Genomic DNA, 18,183 nt, shown 5'->3' with positions numbered 1-18,183 from the left:
GCGCTCAGTGCGAGGGCGCCCGGAAGGTGCTCAGGACGGTGTCCAGTGCCGTCCGGTTCGCGTCGTCGTTCCAGTCCGCCGCCGGGGTCGTCCAGCGCAGCGAGTAGCCGCGGCCGTCGCCGATCAGGAAGCCGCGGCCGAAGGTGCGCACCCGGGTGCCGTCGACGTCCTCGACCCACTGCATGTCGGCGGCCTCGCGGCCCTGGTAGGTGGTCGCGCGGATGTCACCGAGGCGCTCGTAGCCGGGGTCGTCCCGCAGCCGCGGCTCCACGTCGTCGCGCCACACGGCCACGGCGTCCGTGCCGACGGCCTCGCTGTAGGTGACGGCGAGGGTCCGCGGGTCACCGGAGGCGCCGAAGGTCACGCGGTACGCCAGGTCGGCCTGGCGCGAGGTCTCCAGCGGCTTCCAGCCCTGGGGGAGGGCGACGGAGAAGCCCTCGGGGGAGCGGTACGTGCGGAACCCGGGCGGCAGCCCCGTGCCCGCGGTCGGGGTGGCCGTCCTGCCGGGGCTCGGGCCGCCCGTCGGGGACGCGGGCGGGGCGGAGCTCTCGTCGGTGCGGCTGCCGGTCGCGGTCACCGACGGGGAGGGCGCCGACGGCACCGGGGCGGGAGCGGTGGCGGAGGCCGAGGCGGACGGGGCGGGAGCCTCCCCGGTCGTCGCGCTGTCGCCGCCGGGCAGCGCCTTGGTGACCGTGAGGACGGCGGCGGCCACCGTGACGACGGCCAGGGCGGTCCCCGCGACGAGGAGCCGGTTGCCGCGGCCCGGGGGCACAACGGGCAGGGTGCGCGGCCGGGGCTCCTCCGCCGGGTCCGCCTCGGGGTCCTCGTCCAGGACCCGGAGCAGCGCGTTGCGCGCGGCCGTGCGGCTCAGCCGTTCCTGGGAGTTCTTCCGCAGCAGCCCCTGCACGATCGGGGTGAGTGGCCCGGCCCGCACCGGGGCCCGCAGCGGCAGCCGGTCGACCCCCTTCAGGGTGGCCGCGGGCCGGTCCCGGTCCCTGAACGGCGGACGTCCCTCGACGAGCGTGTAGAGGATCGCGCCGAGCGCCCACAGGTCGGCGGCCGGCCCGATGCGCTCGTCACGGGCCTGTTCGGGGGAGGCGTACGAGGGTGCCGAGAGCCTCGGGGCGAGGGTCGCCCCGGCCAGGCCGAAGCCGGTGAGCACGACCGTGCCCTGGTGGTGCACGAACACCTGGCCGGGGCTGAGTTCACCGTGGGTGATGCCCTCGCCGTGCGCCGCCTCCAGGACCTCCAGCACCTCCAGGCCGATACGGGCCGCCCGAGCGGAGTCGAACGTCCCCTGCCGGCCGAGGAGTTCACCGAGCGGGACGCCGTCGACCGGTTCGGTGACGGTCCACAGGGTGCCCTCCTGCGCCACGGCGTCCACGACCGAGGCGATCCGGCCCGGACAGAGCAGCCGCATGGTCTTGGACATCCGGACGACTCCCGCGGCGGTGCGCAGCGCGCTCTCCTCGTCGGTGCCGGCCGGCAGCCCGATCCCGGTGAGCAGACAGGGGCGTTCGGCCGCGACGTCCTCGCCGTACCAGCACGTCCGGTTGGTCTCCCGGTGCAGGACGTCCAGGGGCCGGTACCGTCCGGCGACCAACTCGTGTGTGGAGACGTGCGCCTTGACCATGGTCATCCCTCGCTGAACCCCTGGCTCTCACCTTTCACAGAGGTACGGCGGGTGCGGCGGGGTGCGTTCAATGAATTCCCCAACCGATGGATTCCGCTTTCCGGCCGCTCCGTTTCTGACTCACGGGTCAGTAGAACGGGCGCGGCGGAACGCCCCCGTCAGCGCAGGCCGAACCGCGCGGCCCAGTCCATGACGTCGGACGTGGTCGCGTTGCCGCCGCACACCACGAGGCCCAGCCTGCACCCGTCGCCGACCCGCTCCAGCACCGTCCGGGCGGCGGGCAGCAGACAACCGGCAGCGGGTTCGCCCCACACCTTGGCGTGGTCGGCCAGGTCGAGGCAGCCCTGGACGGCCTCCCGGTCCGGGACCACGAGGACCTCGGTGACCAGAGCCGCCACATGGTCGTACGTGAGCCGCGAGACGGACGGGGCGCTCAGCGTGGACACGACGGAGGACAGGGCGACGGGCACCGGCCCGCCCGCGGCGAGCGCCCGGGACATGGCCTCGGCGCCCTCGGTCTCCACGCCCCAGACCCTGACACCCGGCCGGCGCGCCCGCAGGGCCGCGGCGACCCCGGCGATCAGCCCACCGCCGCCGACGCTGACGAGGACGTCGGTGAGGTCGCCCGCGTCGTCGGCGAACTCCAGCCCGACCGTCCCCTGCCCCGCGATCACCAGGGGGTCGTCGAAGGGGTGGACCAGGGTCAGGCCCTCGTCCCGCAGCCGGTTCACGAGCGAGAAGGCACCGTCCATGTCGTCCGTCAGCCGGAGCGAGGCTCCGGCCGCCTCGACGATCTCCACCGACCGGGCGGGCGCCGAGCGCGGCATGACCACCGTCGCCTTGACGTCGAGGGCGGCCGCCATGTGGGCGAGGGCGATCCCGTGGTTGCCGCCGCTGACCGCCACGACCCCGGCCGCCCGCTCCGCCTCGCTCAGCGACAGCAGCTTGGCCGTCGCCCCGCGCGCCTTGAACGAGCCGGTGCGCTGGAGCAGTTCGAGCTTGACGGTGACGGGAGCACCGAGCAGTGCGGACAGACCGGGGCTGGGCAGGGTCGGGGTGCGTACGACGTGTCCGGCGATCAGTCCGGCCTGCCGCTCGATGTCCGTGATCCCGATCAAGGGGTTTTCCTTCCGGCGCGGAGAGCTCTCCTCGAACCCTGTCCCCACGCGCGGCGCAGGTCAACTCCGTCTCAGAGATCACGCCGCAGGAGGTAGTCGAGTACGGGCCGCAGCGCGTACGCCTTCTCGGCGGCCGCGATGTGGCGGCGGGCCTCGGCGAGTGCGGCCGCCCTGCCGCCGCACTCCTCGACCAGGGCCGCGATCTCCCGCGGTGCCCCGTCCGACTCCAGGAGCCGGGCCAGCCGCCCCGCCGCGGGAGTCGGCGAGTCGAGCGCGCCGAGCACCGGGAACGTCTTCTTCCGCTCGCGCAGATCGCCGTGCACGGGTTTGCCGGTGACCAGGGGGTCGCCCCAGATGCCCAGGACGTCGTCGACGATCTGGAACGCGATCCCCAGATGCCGTCCCGCCCGGTCCAGCTCGGCCACCGCGGCCGGGGGTGCCCCGCCGAGGAGGGCGCCGAGCGCGGCCGCGCAGCCCAGCAGCGCCCCGGTCTTGTGCTCGGCCATGGCCCGGTACTCGTCCGGCAGCACCCGATCCGGTCCCGTCCAGGGGCGGGTGGCGAACAGGAGGTCGTCCGCCTGCCCCCGGACCAGGTCGGACAGGGCCGCGGACAGCAGCCGCACGGCGCCCGCGCCGGCCCCGGCCAGGGTCTCGACGGCGAGGGCGAACAGGGCGTCGCCCGCGAGGACGGCGGGTCCGGTGCCGTACGCCTTCCACACCGTGGGGCGGCCGCGCCGGGCCGGGTCGCCGTCCATGATGTCGTCGTGGAGCAGCGAGAAGACGTGCACCAGCTCCACCGCGACCGCCGCGGGCACCCCGGCCCGTCCGGGTGCTCCGGCCGCCTCGGCCCCCAGGACGGCGAGCGCCTGGCGCACCCCCTTGCCGCCGGACGCCGTGGCCGGGGCGCCGCCCACCTCGCACCAGCCGAAGGAGTAGGCGGCCATCTCGCGCACCCAGGGGTGCAGTCCGCCGACGGCCTCCCGGAGCGCGGGGCGTACCAACGCGCGACAGCGGGTGAGGACTTCGGGAGCGGCGACCGTCGTCACGGAGCCACCTCCGCGCGCACGCCGAACTCCTCCTGGGCCCGGCTCACCATCTCCCGGGCGTGCCGCAGTCCGGTCCGCTCCAACAGGCGGGCCAGATCGTCCAGTTCGGCCGCCGTCTCGGCCCGGTCGCGGCCCAGGCGGGCCAGCGTCTTGGCCAGCCCGAGCCGGGCCAGAGCCTCCCCGCGCGGTTCGCTCATGGCGCGGAACTCGGCGAGCGCCTGCTCGTACAGGTCGCGGGCCTCCGGGTAACGCCCCGCCCGGTAGAGGACGTTGCCGCGCATCTTGTGGTTGTAGGCCAGCGCGCTGGACAGGTTCATCTCCCGGCACGTCGCCTCCGCCTCGGACAGCAGGGCGAGGGCCCGTTCGGTGTCGCCGTCGCGCACGGAGGCGAGATCGGCGAGCCCGCGCAGGGCCCAGGCGTGGCCGCGCCGGTCGTCGGCGTTCGCGGCGATCCGGGCGGCCTCCTCGAACATGGCGAACGCGGTGTCGTGGGAACCGGTGTTGCGGTGCATCTGCGCGATGCCGGACAGCGCCCACACGGTGTGCCGGGCCTCGCCTCGCCGCCTGGCCTCGGCCAGCAACTGCTCGTGCAGCCGGCCGACGGCCTCGTAGTCGCCCTGGATGCGGCCGGTCTCGGCCAGTCCCGCCAGCGAGTAACCGCGCACCACGACGTCCCCGCCGCGCTCGCCCAACTCGGCCGCCAGCCCCAGCAGCCGCCGGGCCAGGGCGAATCCGCCCCGCTGCCGGGCCAGTGTGCCGCCGCTCCACAGCGCCCAGGCCATCCCCGCGATGTCCCCGCCCTGCCGGGCGGCCCGGTAGCTCGCCTTCCACGCCCGGTCGGCGTCGGCCACCCGGCCGAGCCTGCGCTGCGCCTCCGCGACCGCGAGTCCGGAACGCGCCGCCTCCTCGTGCCGTCCGGCCCGCTCGGCCGCTCTCAACTGCTCGGTGCCGGCAGCCAGTACGTCCTCCAGCGAGGAGTTCACGGAGAGATCGGTGAGCGCGCCCTGGTACTCCGGGGCGAATGCCTTGCCGTACATGTACGCCTTTCCGTCCCGTATGCACCGCATGTATACATGGTGTGTATACATAGTGTGCATAGTGCCTTGAAAATGAGCCCCGGCCGGTGGGCCGGGGCATCGTCCGTCGCCGGTCAAGACGGCGACGGAGGCGGACGGGTTGCCTGTGCGGCGCAGATCACTGTCCGCGGGGTCAGTGCTGCTGCGCCTTCTGCGGGGTCACCTCGCTCGGCCGTACGACGACGTAGCCGGAGCCCTGCAGCATGAGCTGCACCGCCTCGCCGGAACCGCCGCGCAGCATCGACCCGATGGACTGCGAACGGTGCAGCGAGGTCGCGAGCCCGGCCGTCCAGCCCACGACCGCGTCCGTGTCGACGTACACCGGGAACTCCGGCGCGACCGGGATCACCAGCGGGTCGCCGTCGCAGACCAGACCGAGCCTGCCGTGGCCCGTGAAGACGCTGTTGAACAGCCCGCCGCCCGCGATGCCGGCACCCTTCACGGTCGAGATCCGGTACGCCAGCGAGGCGTCGAAGCACAGGACGTTGCGGCCGTTGACCGTGAACTCGTCGCCCTGCTCGACGTCGACGACGAAGCAGTTCTGGGCCTCGTGCGCGAACCAGGCCTCGCCCTGGCCGCGCACCGCCATCAGCGGCAGGCCCTCACCGGTGACGGCCCGCTTGAGCATGCCCCCGACGCCCTGGCCCTTGCGCTCGAACTGGAGACTGCCGCGGTAGGCGACCATCGCCCCCTGGCGGGCGAGCATCTCGCCGTGCACCGTGTACCGGATGCACTTGGAGTTCTCGACCGTCATGCCCGGCGCGGTGGCCGGCTGCACCATGTGCTCACTGGAAAAGAGGTCACCCTTCATGGGGGCATCCTGGCCCGGAGGGATTCCCTCCGCCAAGATCGCGGCCCGACTCCCTTTCCCACGGCCCGAGTCAGGCTCCGAAGAGCTGGGTCCAGTACGTGCCCGCCGGGCCGCCGCCCGCGAACCCGATCCCGATGTGGGTGAAGTCCGGTTTGAGGATGTTGGCGCGGTGCCCGGGGCTGTTCATCCAGCCCTCGACGACCTCGGCGGCGGAGCGCTGGCCGCACGCGATGTTCTCGCCGATCGAGCGGCGTCCGGAGCCCGCGGCGGCGGCCCGGTCCCAGGGCTGGGTGCCCTCCGGCGAGGTGTGGGAGTAGAAGGCGCGGGCCGCCATGTCGGTGCTGTACGCCTGCGCGGCCCGGGCCAGCGGGGGATCGACGGTGAGCGGCGGCAGACCGGCCCGGCCGCGCTCGCGGTTGGTGAGGTCGACGACCTCGTCCGCGGTCCGCGTGAGGGCGCCGGGCGTGAGCGGCGTGGCCCACAGCGCGGTCCAGTACGTGTCGCCGGAGCGGCCCTCGGCGGAGTGTGCCAGACCGACATGGCGGAGGGCGGGGTCGTGCAGGGTCCGCCTGGGCTGCTCGGTGCGCAGGCAGTACTCGACGAGTTCGGACGGGTTGCGGGGGCCGGAGACGAGGTGTTCGCCCACGGTGAGGTACGTGTAGCCGGTGGCGGTGAGCCGCTGGAAGACGGAGACGCCGTCCGCGCCCTCGACACCGAGCCGGCCCGCGGCGGCCATGGCGGTGGCGTGGGCGAGGGCGGCCCGGAAGAGCCGCGGATCGAGCGCGACCGCAGGTGAACCGGCCGTGGCGCGAGCCGAGTTGACCAGGGCCAGGAAGGCGGCCGCGTCGGGGGAGGGGGCGGGTGGGTGGAGCCCCGGCGCGGCCCGCACGGCGGGAGCGGGGTGCGTCCCCGAGGCCGTCGGCGCCCCGGACGGCGCGGCGGCCGTACGTGACGCGGCGGGCGCGGTGTCCGCCGGGGGCGCGGAGGGCGCAGTGGCTCGCGCCGACGCCGGAGGCACCGCTCCCGTCGGCGTGTCGTCCACGACGTCCACCCCGAAGTCCCGGGCCAGCCCCGCCAGCCCGTCCGCGTACCCCTGTCCGAGCGCCCGCAGCTTCCAGCCGTCACCGCGCCGGTAGATCTCCACGAGCAGCAACACCGTCTCCTGCCGTGGGCGCGGCGGCGTGAACCGGGCCAGCGGACGGCCCCCCGCGCCCGTGACCTCGAGGACCGGGGCGGGCAGCCGGCCCAGGGGGGTGCCGGGGTCGGACGGGCTGACGACGACCGTGACCCGGGCGGCGCCCGCGCGCAGCCGCCGGGGATCGACTGTCAGCGTGTCGGCGGCGAGCCGGGCGCCGGGAGCGGCGGGCTGGTTGTAGAACACGAAGTCCGCGTCGCCCCGGACCCTGCCGCCCTCGTCCGTGACGAGCGCGGACACGTCGAAGGGGCCGGGCACCCGCACGGTGACGGCCCCCTCGGGCAGGGGCAGATTGCCCCCGGGGACCAAGTCGCTCATCGTGCCGCCCTGATGTCGTCGCTCGCCGGGAGAACGGACACCGGGGCGCGGGGGTTCCCGGCCCGTGCTCAGTCCCGCGTGAGCGCCGGTGCCACGTCCTCGTGCCGCTCCACCGGAGCCTTGCCGCGCGGTGCCTTCCCGGGCAGGTTCTTGGCGGTCTTGCCGCAGAACGCCGAGTCCAGGGTGCGCAGCATGGTGTTGAGGACCGTGCCGTTGTTGGACGTGTTGGCGACCGCCGCCAGGGAGCGCTTGCCGTCCTTGGAGGCGAACGCGTACGTGTAGAAGCCCTGTACGGCACCGGTGTGGCCGTACACCGAGATCCCGCACGACAGATCGCGGCGGCGCAGCCCGAGGCCGTACGCCTGAGCGGTGCCCGACGGCATCCAGCGTTCCATCTGCGCCAGTTGGGCGGCCGAGGTCAGCCGGCCCCCGAGCAGGGCGGACAGGAAGGTGTTCAGGTCCCGGGTGCTGGAGATGAGCGCGCCCGCGCTCTGCGCCCACGACACGGTCTGCTCGGTCGCGTCGACGAGCGGGGCGCCCGCCTCGTCCGGGGTGAGATAGCCGCGGGCGTGCGGGCCGGGGATCTTCATGCCCGGGTGCACGTAGAGCGTGTCGCGCAACTCCAGCGGCGCGATGATCCGGTTCTCGTACTCGGTGTGCACCGGGTTCCCGGTCAGCTTCTCGATGAGCATCCCGGCGACGACGAAGTTGGTGTTCGAGTACGAGTACGCCGCGCCCGGCGCGTTCGTGCGCGGTCGGGCGAGCGAGAGCCCGACCAGTTCCCGGGGGGTGAAGACCCTCTTGCGGACCGCCTCGAACCCGGGGACGGTCCGGGCGAACATGTCGTTGGTGTAGTCGTACAGTCCGCTGCGGTGGCCGAGGACGTGCCGCACCGTGATCCGGTCGTCCGGCAGCAGCCCGGGCAGATAGCGGTTGACCGGCGCGTCCAGGCGCAGCTTCTGCTCGTCGACCAGTTGGAGCAGTACGACGGCGGTGAAGATCTTGGTGACGCTGCCGATGCGGAACCGGTCGGTGTCGCTCATGGCCCGCCCGCTCCCGCGGTCCGCGACGCCGACTGCGGCCCGGAACACCGTGCCCCCGTCGTCGATCCGGGCCATCGTTCCGGGCGCGCCCTGGACCTGCGCGGAACGCAACACGCCGCGCAGACCTGCGAGATCCACCTCCGGCGCGGTGGCTGACCCGGCGTGCGCGGGGACCGCGAGAAGGGGCAGCAGGACCGCTCCGGCCACCGCGCCGACCACCACTCGTGCTGATGTCATCCGGCTGAACTCCTGTCGCTTCGTCAGTTCCGGTACGGATGCGGAGAGTATCGCCATGAAGAGCACGAAAAGTGATGATTTGCCGCCCCGGCTGGCACAGAAGTCTCTTCAGGAACGCACAGCCAATCCTGCTTCTTTTATTGACGACGGAAAAGAATCACTCTAAGTTCCCGGCCATGCGCTCCACCCCGCCAGCCGAAACGTTTCCGGTCAACACACCGGCCGCCTCCCAGGTGTTCACCACCGTCCTGTCCCAGGGGCCCCTGCCCCGACTGGAGGTGGCCCGGCGGGTGGGCCTGTCCCCGGCCGCCGTCACCAAGGCGGTCCGGCCGCTCATCGAGGCCGGCTACCTGGTGGAGGGCGTGGACGAGGAGGCCCGCCCGGCGCTCGGCCGGCCCGCGAATCTCGTGCGGGTCGACGGGGGACGGGCCCTGTTCATCGGCGTCAAGGTCACCGGCGGCGAGATCATCGCGGTCCTCACCGACCTGTGCTGCCGCATCCGCGCCGCCCGGCACCTGCCGCTGTCCGACCGCGACCCCAAGGCGGTGCTCGAGGGCATCGCGGAGCTTGTCCGGCAGCTCCTCGCCGAGACGGACGACGCCACGGCCGCGGTCCTGGGCCTCGGCATCGCGGTCTCCGGCGACGTCGACCGGGGCGAGGGCACGGTCCGCTACTCGCCGTTCCTGGAGTGGCGTGACGTCCCGCTCGCCGAACTCGCCGCCATGACCACGGGGTTGCCGGTCACCGTCGACAACGACGTCCGCGCCCTGACGGTCGCCGAGCAGTGGTTCGGCGCCGGGGTCGGCCTGTCCGACTTCGCCGTGGTCACCGTCGGCGCCGGGATCGGCTGCGGTCTGGTGGTGCACGGCCGGGTGGTCGCCGGGGCGCACGGAGTGGCCGGCGAGATCGGCCATGTGACCGTCGATCCGTCCGGCCCGCTCTGCCACTGCGGCAACCGCGGCTGCGTGGAGGCCGTCGCGGGGGAGGCCGCGATCGTCCGGCAGGTCCGCGCGGCCACCGGCGCCGAACTCCCCGACGCCGCGGCCGCGCTGGCCCTGGCCCGCGAGGGCGTCGCCGGGGCCCGGGACGTGTACGCCCGCGCGGGCGAGGCGATCGGCCGGGGCATCGCCACCGTCGCCAACCTCCTCGGCCCCGAACGCGTGATCATCTCCGGCGAGGGACTCGCCGCCTACGACCTGTTCGCCGAGCAGATCCGTGACGCCTTCGTCGCGGCCGCCTTCGGCTCCGCCGCCCAGTGCGACGTCCGCACCCACCCGCTGCCCTTCGACGAGTGGGCCCGCGGAGCCGCCGCCACCGCCATCCAGTCCTTCATCAGCCCGGTCACGAGCCGATAAGAACCCGCACCCCATTGGAGGTACGACCCATGCGGTCATCCTCGTACTTCGCCATGCCCGCCAGAGCCCTGCTGGTGCTCGCCCTCACCGCGGTCGCCGTCCCCACGGCGCACGCCGCCGACACCCCCGCACCCACCCTCGCCGCCAAGCCCTACATGGGCTGGTCCAGTTGGAGCATGCAGTCGTCCAAGTACCCGGGCCTCAACCCGGACGGCGACTACAGCTACCTCACCGAGGCCAACGTCCTCAAGCAGACCGACGCCCTGGCCACGAAGCTGAAGAAGTACGGCTACGAGTACGTCAACATCGACGCCGGCTGGTGGATGGACAAGACCTGGAAGTCCGGGTTCGACCAGTACGGCCGCCAGAAGCCCGACCCGGTCCGCTTCCCGCGCGGCATGAAGGCCGTCGCCGACCACATCCACGCCAAGGGCCTCAAGGCCGGCATCTACCTCCCGGCCGGCCTGGAGAAGGGTGCCTACGGCGACGGGAAGACGCCGGTCTGGAACGCCGAGGGCTGCACCACGGCCGACATCGTCTACGACGACCTGCGCACCACCAACGGCTGGGACAGCGCGTACAAGCTCGACTTCTCCAAGCCCTGCACCAGCAAGTACATCGACTCCCAGGCCCGGTTGATCGCCGACTGGGGCTTCGACTTCCTCAAGCTCGACGGCGTCGGTCCCGGCTCCGGCAAGAGCGGCGACCAGTACGACAACGTTGCCGACGTGGCCGCCTGGCACCAGGCGATAGCCGGCACCGGCCGCCCGATCCACCTCGAACTCTCCTGGTCCCTCGACATCGGCCACGCCGCCGACTGGAAGAAGTACTCGCAGGGCTGGCGCATCGACACCGACGTCGAGTGCTACTGCAACACCCTCGTGAGCTGGGAGAACTCCGTCGACGACCGGTGGGACGACACCCCCGCCTGGACCCGGCACGCGGGACCGGGAGGCTGGAACGACCTCGACTCCCTCGACGTCGGCAACGGACAGATGGACGGCCTCACCAAGGCCGAACGGCAGAGCTACGCCACCCTGTGGGCCATCGCCAAGTCCCCCCTGTACACCGGCGACGACCTCACCCGCCTCGACTCCTACGGCCTCTCCCTGCTGACCAACCGCGAGGTCATCGCGATCGACCAGGGCCCCAACCCGCCCGCCCAGCCGGTCACCCCCTCCGACCCGCAGCAGGTGTGGGCCGCCAGGAACACCGACGGCACCTACACCGTCGCCCTGTTCAACCTCGCCGACGCCCCCGCCGCCGTCACCGCCGACTGGAGCACCCTCGGCTTCACCGGCAAGGCGTCCGTCCGTGACCTGTGGAACCACGAGAACCTCGGCACCCACAAGAACAAGATCACCGAGGCCCTGCCCGCCCACGGCTCCCGCCTGTTCACGGTCACCCCGCGCGGCACCGCGGTCGCCCTCACCGGCTACGAGGCCGAGTCCTCCGCCAACACCCTCGGCGGCAACGCCTCCGTCGCCGACTGCTCCGCCTGCTCCGACGGGAAGAAGGTCGGCAACTTGTACCTCGGCGGCACCCTGACCTTCAACGACGTCGTCGTGGCGAAGGCCGGCACCTACCAGATCAAGGTCTCCTACATCAGCGGTGACGCCCGCTCCGTGGACATCTCGGCCAACGGCGGCGGCGCCACCCGCCACAAGCTGCCCGCCACCGGCGACTGGGGGACCGTGGCCAGCGTCTACGTGCCCGTGACGCTCAAGGCCGGCGCCAACACGATCACCTTCGACAGCGGCACCGGCTACGCGCCGGACATCGACCGGATCGACGTTCCGAAGTCCTGACCGAGCCACCAGGAGCCGCCATGACCCCCGCCCCCTCCAGACGCGGTGTCCTCGCGCTGACCGCAGCGCTCGCCGCCCTGCCCGCCTTCAAGGCGACCGCCGCGCCACAGCGGCCCGCCGACTCGTCCGCCCCCGACGCCGACGCCCGCCACCGGCTGTGGTGGCAGGCCCCCGCCGACGAGCACTCGATGATCGAACAGGGCCTGCCCGTCGGCAACGGCCGCCTCGGCGCCCTCGTGAGCAACGACCCCGGCCGTGAACTCCTCCTCGTCACCGACGCCACGATGTGGACCGGCGGCCTCAACGACACCCTCGACTCCGACGGCCAGTTCCCCTACGGGCGGGGGGACTTCGGCTCCTTCACCCTGCTGGCCCGGCTCACGGTCGACATCCCCGACCACGACCTGTCCGCCGTCTCCGGCTACCGCCGCACCCTCGACCTCGACCGGGGCGTCAACACCGCGTCGTACGTCCGCTCCGGCGTGACCTACCGACGGGAGATCTTCGCCAGCCACCCCGACGACGTCGTCGTCCTGCACTTCACCCAGAGCGGGGGAGGCCGCTACACCGGCACCGTCACGCTGGAGGGCACGCACGGCGAGGAGCCCGCGGTCTCCTTCGGGGCCACCCTCCCCAACGGGCTGCGCTACGGAGCCGCGATCGCGGCGTACGGCTCCGGCGGCAGCGTCACCGTCGACGGCCCGCACATCGCCTTCAGCGGGTGCAGGGACCTCACCGTCGTCCTGAGCGGCGGCACCAACTACGCCCCCGACGCCGCCGCCCACTACCGCGACCCCGCCCTCGACCCGCAGAAACTGGCGCGCACCAAGGTCCGTACGGCCGCCCGCCACTCGGCGGCCACCCTGCTGCGCACCCACACGGCCGACCACCACGCCCTGTACGGGCAGTTGGACCTCTCGCTCGGCACGTCCACCGCCGAGCAGCGCTCCCTCGACACCTGGGAGCGCCTGCACGCACGCGTGGCGGGCGGGACACCCGACCCCGAACTGGAGGCCCAGTACCTCCAGTTCGGCCGATACCTGACGATCGCGGCCTCCCGGGGCAGCCTGCCGCTCGGCCTCCAGGGGCTCTGGCTCGACGGCAACGACCCCGACTGGATGGGCGACTACCACACCGACATCAACATCCAGATGAACTACTGGGCGACCGACCGGGCCGGCCTGTCCCAGTGCTTCGACGCGTTCACGGACTACTGCGTCGCCCAGCTCCCGTCCTGGACCGACCTCACCCGCAGACTGTTCAACGACCCCCGCAACCGCTACCGCAACTCCACCGGGAAGAACGCCGGCTGGACGGTCGCCATCTCCACCAACCCCTGGGGCGGTGGCGGCTGGTGGTGGCATCCGGCCGGCAACGCCTGGCTGTGCAACTCCCTCTGGGAGCACTACGAGTTCACCACCTCCCGCACCCACCTGGAGAAGATCTACCCGCTCCTGAAGGGCGCCTGCGAGTTCTGGGAGGCGCGGCTGCTCACCACGACCCTCCCGGGCACCTCGCGGGAGGTCCTGATCGCCGACAGCGACTGGTCGCCCGAGCACGGCCCCCTCGACGCCAAGGGCATCACCTACGCCCAGGAACTCGTGTGGGCCCTGTTCGGCAACTACTGCGCGGCCGCCGCCGCGCTGAAGAAGGACACCGGCTTCGCCGCCACGATCGCCGGCCTCCGCAAACGCCTCTACCTCCCGCAGGTCAGCCCCACCACCGGCTGGCTGGAGGAGTGGATGTCCCCCGACAACCTCGGCGAGACCACCCACCGCCACCTGTCCCCGCTCGTCGGTCTCTTCCCCGGCGACCGCATCCGACCCGACGGCTCCACCCCGGCCGAGATCGTCGACGGCGCCACCGCCCTGCTCACCGCACGCGGCATGGAGAGCTTCGGCTGGGCCAACGCCTGGCGCGCCCTGTGCTGGGCCCGGCTCAAGAACGCCGACAAGGCCTACCAGCTCGTGCTCAACAACCTCCGCCCCTCCAGCGGAGGCAGCAACGGCACCGCCTTCAACCTCTTCGACATCTACCAGGTGGAACAGGGCCGCGGGATCTTTCAGATCGACGCGAATCTGGGTACCCCGGCAGCGATGATCGAGATGCTGCTGTACTCACGCCCCGGCCACCTGGAACTCCTGCCGGCCCTGCCCGACGCCTGGGCCGCCTCCGGCTCCCTCAGCGGAGCGAACGCCCGCGGCGGCTTCGTCGTGGACCTACGCTGGCGGGATGGGAAACCGACCGAAGCACGGATCCGCAGTACCGGCGGCCGCACCACGACGGTCGCCCACGCGGGAAGCACCCGCACGGTGACGCTGAAGCCGGGGGAGACGGTCACCCTGAAGGGCTTCGGCCGATGAGCCGCCCGGCAGCCCGCTGGGCCCGGCTCCTCGCCGTCACGGTCGCGTCCGCGGCCCTTCAGGCCACGCCCGCGCAGGCCGCCGTCACCCCGCCCGACGGGGTGATCACCTGGGGCGCGAGCGCCTATTCCATCGGCGAATCGGCCGCCGACCGCGGCTACCGCATGGTCGTCCACACCAGCGTCGACGGCCGCGACGCGCGCATCCGGCTGTCCAACGCCTTCGGGCAGCAGCCGGTGACCTTCGACAGCGTCTACGCCGGACGGCAACTGAAGGACGCCGAGCTGGTGCGCGGCAGCAACCGGCGGCTCACCTTCGACGGCTCGTCCTCCGTCATTGTGGAACCCGGCGACACGGTGTACAGCGACCCGCTGCCCGGCACGCTGGCCGCCGGGTCGAACCTGGTCGTCAGCGTCCACACCCCGGACGCCGCGGGCCCGGTCACCGGCCACTCGATGGCTTTGCAGACCTCGTACGCCACCCGGGGCGACCACACCGCCGAGGAGAGCGGCACCCACTGGACCGAGAGCATCGGGTCGTGGTTCTACCTCGACGCGGTCTCGGTGCGGGCGCCCGCGAGCACCGGAGCCGTCGTCACGCTCGGCGACTCCATCACCGACGGCTGGCAGTCCACCACCGACCAGAACCGCCGCTGGCCCGACTACCTCGCCCGCCGTCTCCAGAAGGCCCGCACCACGGTCAAGGGCGTGGCCAACGAGGGAATCTCCGGCAACAAGGTGCTGGCCGACGGCGCCGGGCCGAGCGCCCTGAACCGGCTGGACAGGGACGTGCTCTCACAGCCGGGCGTGCGGACCGTGTTCCTCTTCGAAGGGGTCAACGACCTCAAGGCCCACAGCGGTGTCACCGCCGCGGACCTGATCTCCGGCTACCGCGAGATCGTCGACCGGGCCCACGACGCCGGCAAGTGCGTGGTCGTCTCCACCATCGCCCCGTTCAAGGGCTGGCCCGAATGGGACACGGCCGCAGAGGCCGTACGACAGGAGGTCAACGACTTCGTCAGGAGCCACGGCGACGAGTTCGACGCGGTCAGCGACTTCGACCGCGTCCTGCGCAGCCCCTACGACCACGAGCGGATGCTGCCCGTGTTCGACGGCGGGGACCACATCCACCCCAACGACAAGGGCATGCAGGCCATGGCGGACTCCGTCGACCTCGACAGCCTGGACTGCGCACGCCGCTGAGGCACCGTCAGCCGCGGGCCGTCGTCTCCGGGGTGATCAGCCCCTGCCGGTAGGCGACGGCCACGGCCTCGGTGCGGCTCGCCGCGCCCAGCTTGGCGAGGATGTTGGAGACGTGCACGCTGGCCGTCTTGCCGGTGATGAACAGCTCCTCGCCGATCTGGCGGTTGCTGCGGCCCCGGGCGAGCAGCCGCAGCACGTCCTGCTCACGGGCGGTGAGCGGCGACGCGGTCGGCGGGGTCTCGCCCAGGCGACCGCGCCGGACCAGCTCGTCCACCCGTCGGAGCAGCGGCGTGGCACCGAGCCGGGCGAACACCTCACGGGCCGCACGCGCCTCGGTCGCGGCCTCCTCACGCCGGTCGGCCGCGAGCAGCGCCTCGGCGTACCGCAGTCGGCAGCGCGCCGGTTCGTACACGTCACCGAAGTCGAACGCGGCGACCGCCTTGGCCCAGGCCTCGGCGTCCGGTCCCGACACGGCCCACGTCCACTCGGCCTCGGCCCGGGCCAGCCACGCCTGGCCCTCGGGGCCCTGCGGTATGCCGCCCTCCCCCTGCACGGCCGCGGTCCTGGCCAGCTCCACCAGCTCGGTCGCGGTCCCCACCCAGCGGTGAGCGCCCGCCTGATCCCCCCGGAGGCGCAGCTCGGCGGCCCGGTCGGCGACCGCGGACAGGGCCAGGGCGGCCAGCCGGACGGTGACATGGGGAGCCGTGCCCATGTCGTCGGTCAGTGCGGTGACGGTGGCCCGCGTCCGCTCCACGGCCTCCTCCGGGTCACCGCGCAGCGCCGCCGCGTCGGTCAGCACGATGCCCGCGACGAGGGTGGCCATCCAGTCGAACGGCCCCTCCAGCAGCGTCCGGGCCCGCTCGGTGGCCCGGAAGTCGCCGCGCGCGAGCGCCACGTACAGCGCGGGCGCCATCGTGTATCCGCCGGCCGCGGGCAGCACCTCGGCGTCGGAGTGCGCCGCGCGGACGCAGTCGTCCCAGCGCCCCAGCGTGTACAGGACCAGGAGGTGCAGATAACGCATCTCCATCGGGTACGGCGACGACAGCAGCCCCGCGCGCCGGGCCCGGTCCAGGCCCTCGGTGAGCCAGGGCAGGCACTCGTCGAGGTGTCCGGACTCGAAGCAGCCGACGGCGAGGTTGAACAGGGCGCGCATCTCCACGGGTGTGTTGCACGCCTCGCGGGCCAGCTCCCGGGCCTGCCGCAGCCGCTCCCGCCCGGCCGGCGTACGGCGGCCACCGCCTTCCAGGACGGCCAGGGAGATCAGCAGATCCGCCTGGGCGTCCGGCACGCCCAACTGCTCGGCGACCCCGAGGGCCTGCCGGGCGACCCGCAGCGCGACCTCGTTCTCCCCGACCTGCCGGGCCGCCACCACGTGGGTGGCCGCGGCCCACACCCAGGTACGGGTCGGCGGATCGGCGGGGATCATGGCGAGCGCCTCGCTGCTGTAGGCGAAGGCCGCGCTGAGGTTGTCGACGCTCATCAGGTTCCCGGCGAGGGTGTAGCGCACCCGGGCGGCCAGTTCGGAGTCCGCCTCCTGGCCGACGCCGGCGAGGGCGGCCCGGGTGAGCGAGACCGCCCGGTGCAGTTCGCCGGCGTGCGCGGCCGCCGACGAGGCCCGCAGCATCAGCCGGACCCGGTCGACCCCCTCGCCCGAGGGCCGCGCGGACGACTCCACCGCCACCCACAGGTCCAGGGCCGCCTCCAGGTGCCGCAGCTCCTCGGCGGGCGCCCCGACCCGCTCGGCGTGGTCCGCGGCCTCCAGGGAGGCGGCGAGTGCGGGGGCGAGGTCGTGGCTCTCGCGGTAGTGGTGGGCCCGCTCCGCGGCGCTCTCGGCCCGCCGTTCCCGCCCGTCGAGCAGCCGGGCGAACGCACCGTGCAGCCGCGCCCGCTCACCGGGGAGCAGATCGGCGTACACCGCCTCACGGGCCAGGGCGTGCCGGAACGCGTACGTGTCCCCGTCACCGGGCACCAGGAGCTGCCGCCCGACGGCCTCGCGCAGGGCCGCCTCCAGCTCCTCGTCGGGCAGGCGTACGGCCTCCCGCAGCAGGTCGTGCTCGACGCGTCGGCCGGCGACTGCGGCGGTCCGCAGCACCTGCTGGGCGGTGCCGGAGAGCTGCTCGAACCGGATCAGCAGGACGTCGGCGAGCCCACTGGGCACTCCGCCCTGTCCGCTGCCCGTGGCGGCGAGGAGTTCCTCGGCGTAGAAGGCGTTGCCCTCGGCCCGCTCGACGATCCGCCGCACGGTGGTGTCCGGCATGGGCTCCTCGCGCAGGGCCCGCACCAGCCGGGCCACCTCGCCGTCGGCCATCGGGCGCAGCTCCAGCCGGTCGACGGCGGGCAGCCGCACGAGTTCGGCGAGCAGCGGGCGCAGCGGATGCCGCCGGTGCAGGTCGTCGGCCCGGTACGAGGCGAGTACGGCCAGCCGGTGCGTGGGCGTGCCGCCCGCCGACCGCTGGAGGATCCCCCGGCTGAGCAGGAACCGCAGCAGGTCCCGGGACGACTGGTCGGCCCAGTGCAGATCCTCCAGGACGAGCAACAGGGGAGCGATGTCCGAGAGGTCGGCGAGCAGCGCGGCGATCGACTCGAACAGCCGGAGCCGCCCACCGGAGTCCCCCGCGGAGCCGCCGCCCAGCAGCCGCTCCACCACCGGGTACGCGGCGAGAGCACCCGCGAACCGCTCGTCCTGCGCGATCGTCCCGAGCACCTCCGTGAACGGGAGGTACGGCAGGCCCACGTCACCGAGGTCGACGCAGTGCCCGGCGAGCACGGTCATCCCGGCCGCCGCGGCCCGCCCCCTGACCTCGTCCAGCAACCGCGTCTTGCCGACCCCGGCGTCCCCGGCGACGAGAACGGCACGCGCCTCCCCGCGCTGGGCTCGCTCAAGAACACCGGAGAGCCGGCCGAGTTCGTCGTCTCGCCCGATGAGCGGAGTACTGCTGGAGATCTGCGACACGAACACATCCTGGCACTTTGCACTG

The 18,183-nt window shown here is 73.2% G+C and carries 12 protein-coding genes; 4 read left to right on the top strand and 8 right to left on the bottom strand.

What is annotated here, in order from left to right:
- Positions 1 to 4: 4 nt before the first annotated feature.
- The 7 genes from ACZ66S_RS27185 to ACZ66S_RS27155 all read right to left on the bottom strand — a co-directional run bounded on the left by ACZ66S_RS27185 (position 5) and on the right by ACZ66S_RS27155 (position 8,477).
- Positions 5 to 1,639 (bottom strand): serine/threonine protein kinase, encoded by a 1,635-nt coding sequence (locus tag ACZ66S_RS27185; RefSeq protein ID WP_469904147.1) that lies wholly within the window; start codon positions 1,637 to 1,639, stop codon positions 5 to 7.
- Positions 1,640 to 1,791: 152 nt separating this feature from the next.
- Positions 1,792 to 2,751 (bottom strand): threonine/serine dehydratase, encoded by a 960-nt coding sequence (locus ACZ66S_RS27180; RefSeq protein ID WP_469904146.1) that lies wholly within the window; start codon positions 2,749 to 2,751, stop codon positions 1,792 to 1,794.
- A 71-nt stretch (positions 2,752 to 2,822) separates the two neighbouring features.
- Positions 2,823 to 3,797, bottom strand: coding sequence for a polyprenyl synthetase family protein (locus ACZ66S_RS27175; RefSeq protein ID WP_469904145.1), 975 nt, complete (start codon positions 3,795 to 3,797; stop codon positions 2,823 to 2,825).
- Positions 3,794 to 4,834, bottom strand: coding sequence for a tetratricopeptide repeat protein (locus ACZ66S_RS27170; RefSeq protein WP_469904337.1), 1,041 nt, complete (start codon positions 4,832 to 4,834; stop codon positions 3,794 to 3,796). Before ACZ66S_RS27170 ends, ACZ66S_RS27175 begins: the two co-directional genes overlap by 4 nt.
- Before the next feature lie 172 nt (positions 4,835 to 5,006).
- Complete coding sequence (locus ACZ66S_RS27165; RefSeq protein WP_469904144.1) at positions 5,007 to 5,684, bottom strand: AIM24 family protein; 678 nt, start codon at positions 5,682 to 5,684, stop codon at positions 5,007 to 5,009.
- A 70-nt stretch (positions 5,685 to 5,754) separates the two neighbouring features.
- Positions 5,755 to 7,197: a CAP domain-containing protein gene (locus ACZ66S_RS27160; RefSeq protein ID WP_469904143.1), complete on the bottom strand. Its 1,443-nt coding sequence runs from the start codon at positions 7,195 to 7,197 to the stop codon at positions 5,755 to 5,757.
- A 68-nt stretch (positions 7,198 to 7,265) separates the two neighbouring features.
- Complete coding sequence (locus tag ACZ66S_RS27155) at positions 7,266 to 8,477, bottom strand: serine hydrolase domain-containing protein (RefSeq protein ID WP_469904142.1); 1,212 nt, start codon at positions 8,475 to 8,477, stop codon at positions 7,266 to 7,268.
- Positions 8,478 to 8,653: 176 nt separating this feature from the next.
- Here ACZ66S_RS27155 and ACZ66S_RS27150 point away from each other — a divergent pair, with 176 nt between their 5' ends.
- The 4 genes from ACZ66S_RS27150 to ACZ66S_RS27135 are packed head-to-tail and all read left to right on the top strand — an operon-like array spanning position 8,654 to position 15,205.
- Positions 8,654 to 9,832, top strand: a complete 1,179-nt coding sequence (locus ACZ66S_RS27150; protein ID WP_469904141.1) for an ROK family transcriptional regulator — start codon at positions 8,654 to 8,656, stop codon at positions 9,830 to 9,832.
- 29 nt (positions 9,833 to 9,861) lie between these two features.
- Positions 9,862 to 11,640 carry an alpha-galactosidase D gene (locus tag ACZ66S_RS27145; protein ID WP_469904140.1) on the top strand — a complete coding sequence of 593 codons (1,779 nt, stop codon included), beginning with the start codon at positions 9,862 to 9,864 and terminating at the stop codon, positions 11,638 to 11,640.
- Between the two features lie 20 nt (positions 11,641 to 11,660).
- Positions 11,661 to 14,003, top strand: coding sequence for a glycosyl hydrolase family 95 catalytic domain-containing protein (locus tag ACZ66S_RS27140; protein ID WP_469904139.1), 2,343 nt, complete (start codon positions 11,661 to 11,663; stop codon positions 14,001 to 14,003).
- Positions 14,000 to 15,205 carry an SGNH/GDSL hydrolase family protein gene (locus ACZ66S_RS27135; RefSeq protein ID WP_469904138.1) on the top strand — a complete coding sequence of 402 codons (1,206 nt, stop codon included), beginning with the start codon at positions 14,000 to 14,002 and terminating at the stop codon, positions 15,203 to 15,205. The genes ACZ66S_RS27140 and ACZ66S_RS27135 overlap by 4 nt, the downstream gene beginning before the upstream one ends.
- A 7-nt stretch (positions 15,206 to 15,212) precedes the next feature.
- Here the strand turns inward: ACZ66S_RS27135 and ACZ66S_RS27130 are convergent, their stop codons facing one another.
- A complete protein-coding gene (locus ACZ66S_RS27130) occupies positions 15,213 to 18,158 on the bottom strand; it encodes a helix-turn-helix transcriptional regulator (RefSeq protein WP_469904137.1) in 2,946 nt (981 codons plus the stop codon).
- Positions 18,159 to 18,183: the final 25 nt, after the last annotated feature.

It is taken from the genome of Streptomyces sp. NPDC107471, assembly GCF_055582845.1.
This window is presented reverse-complemented; position numbering and strand designations above follow the sequence as displayed.

What these genes read in the sequence shown, in the direction of transcription:
- ACZ66S_RS27155 (WP_469904142.1), bottom strand. Translation starts at nt 8,477, where the DNA reads ATGACATCAGCACGAGTGGTGGTCGGCGCGGTGGCCGGAGCGGTCCTG.
- ACZ66S_RS27135 (WP_469904138.1), top strand. Translation starts at nt 14,000, where the DNA reads ATGAGCCGCCCGGCAGCCCGCTGGGCCCGGCTCCTCGCCGTCACGGTC.
- ACZ66S_RS27185 (WP_469904147.1), bottom strand. Translation starts at nt 1,639, where the DNA reads ATGACCATGGTCAAGGCGCACGTCTCCACACACGAGTTGGTCGCCGGA.
- ACZ66S_RS27160 (WP_469904143.1), bottom strand. Translation starts at nt 7,197, where the DNA reads ATGAGCGACTTGGTCCCCGGGGGCAATCTGCCCCTGCCCGAGGGGGCC.
- ACZ66S_RS27150 (WP_469904141.1), top strand. Translation starts at nt 8,654, where the DNA reads ATGCGCTCCACCCCGCCAGCCGAAACGTTTCCGGTCAACACACCGGCC.
- ACZ66S_RS27170 (WP_469904337.1), bottom strand. Translation starts at nt 4,834, where the DNA reads ATGTACGGCAAGGCATTCGCCCCGGAGTACCAGGGCGCGCTCACCGAT.
- ACZ66S_RS27145 (WP_469904140.1), top strand. Translation starts at nt 9,862, where the DNA reads ATGCGGTCATCCTCGTACTTCGCCATGCCCGCCAGAGCCCTGCTGGTG.
- ACZ66S_RS27140 (WP_469904139.1), top strand. Translation starts at nt 11,661, where the DNA reads ATGACCCCCGCCCCCTCCAGACGCGGTGTCCTCGCGCTGACCGCAGCG.
- ACZ66S_RS27165 (WP_469904144.1), bottom strand. Translation starts at nt 5,684, where the DNA reads ATGAAGGGTGACCTCTTTTCCAGTGAGCACATGGTGCAGCCGGCCACC.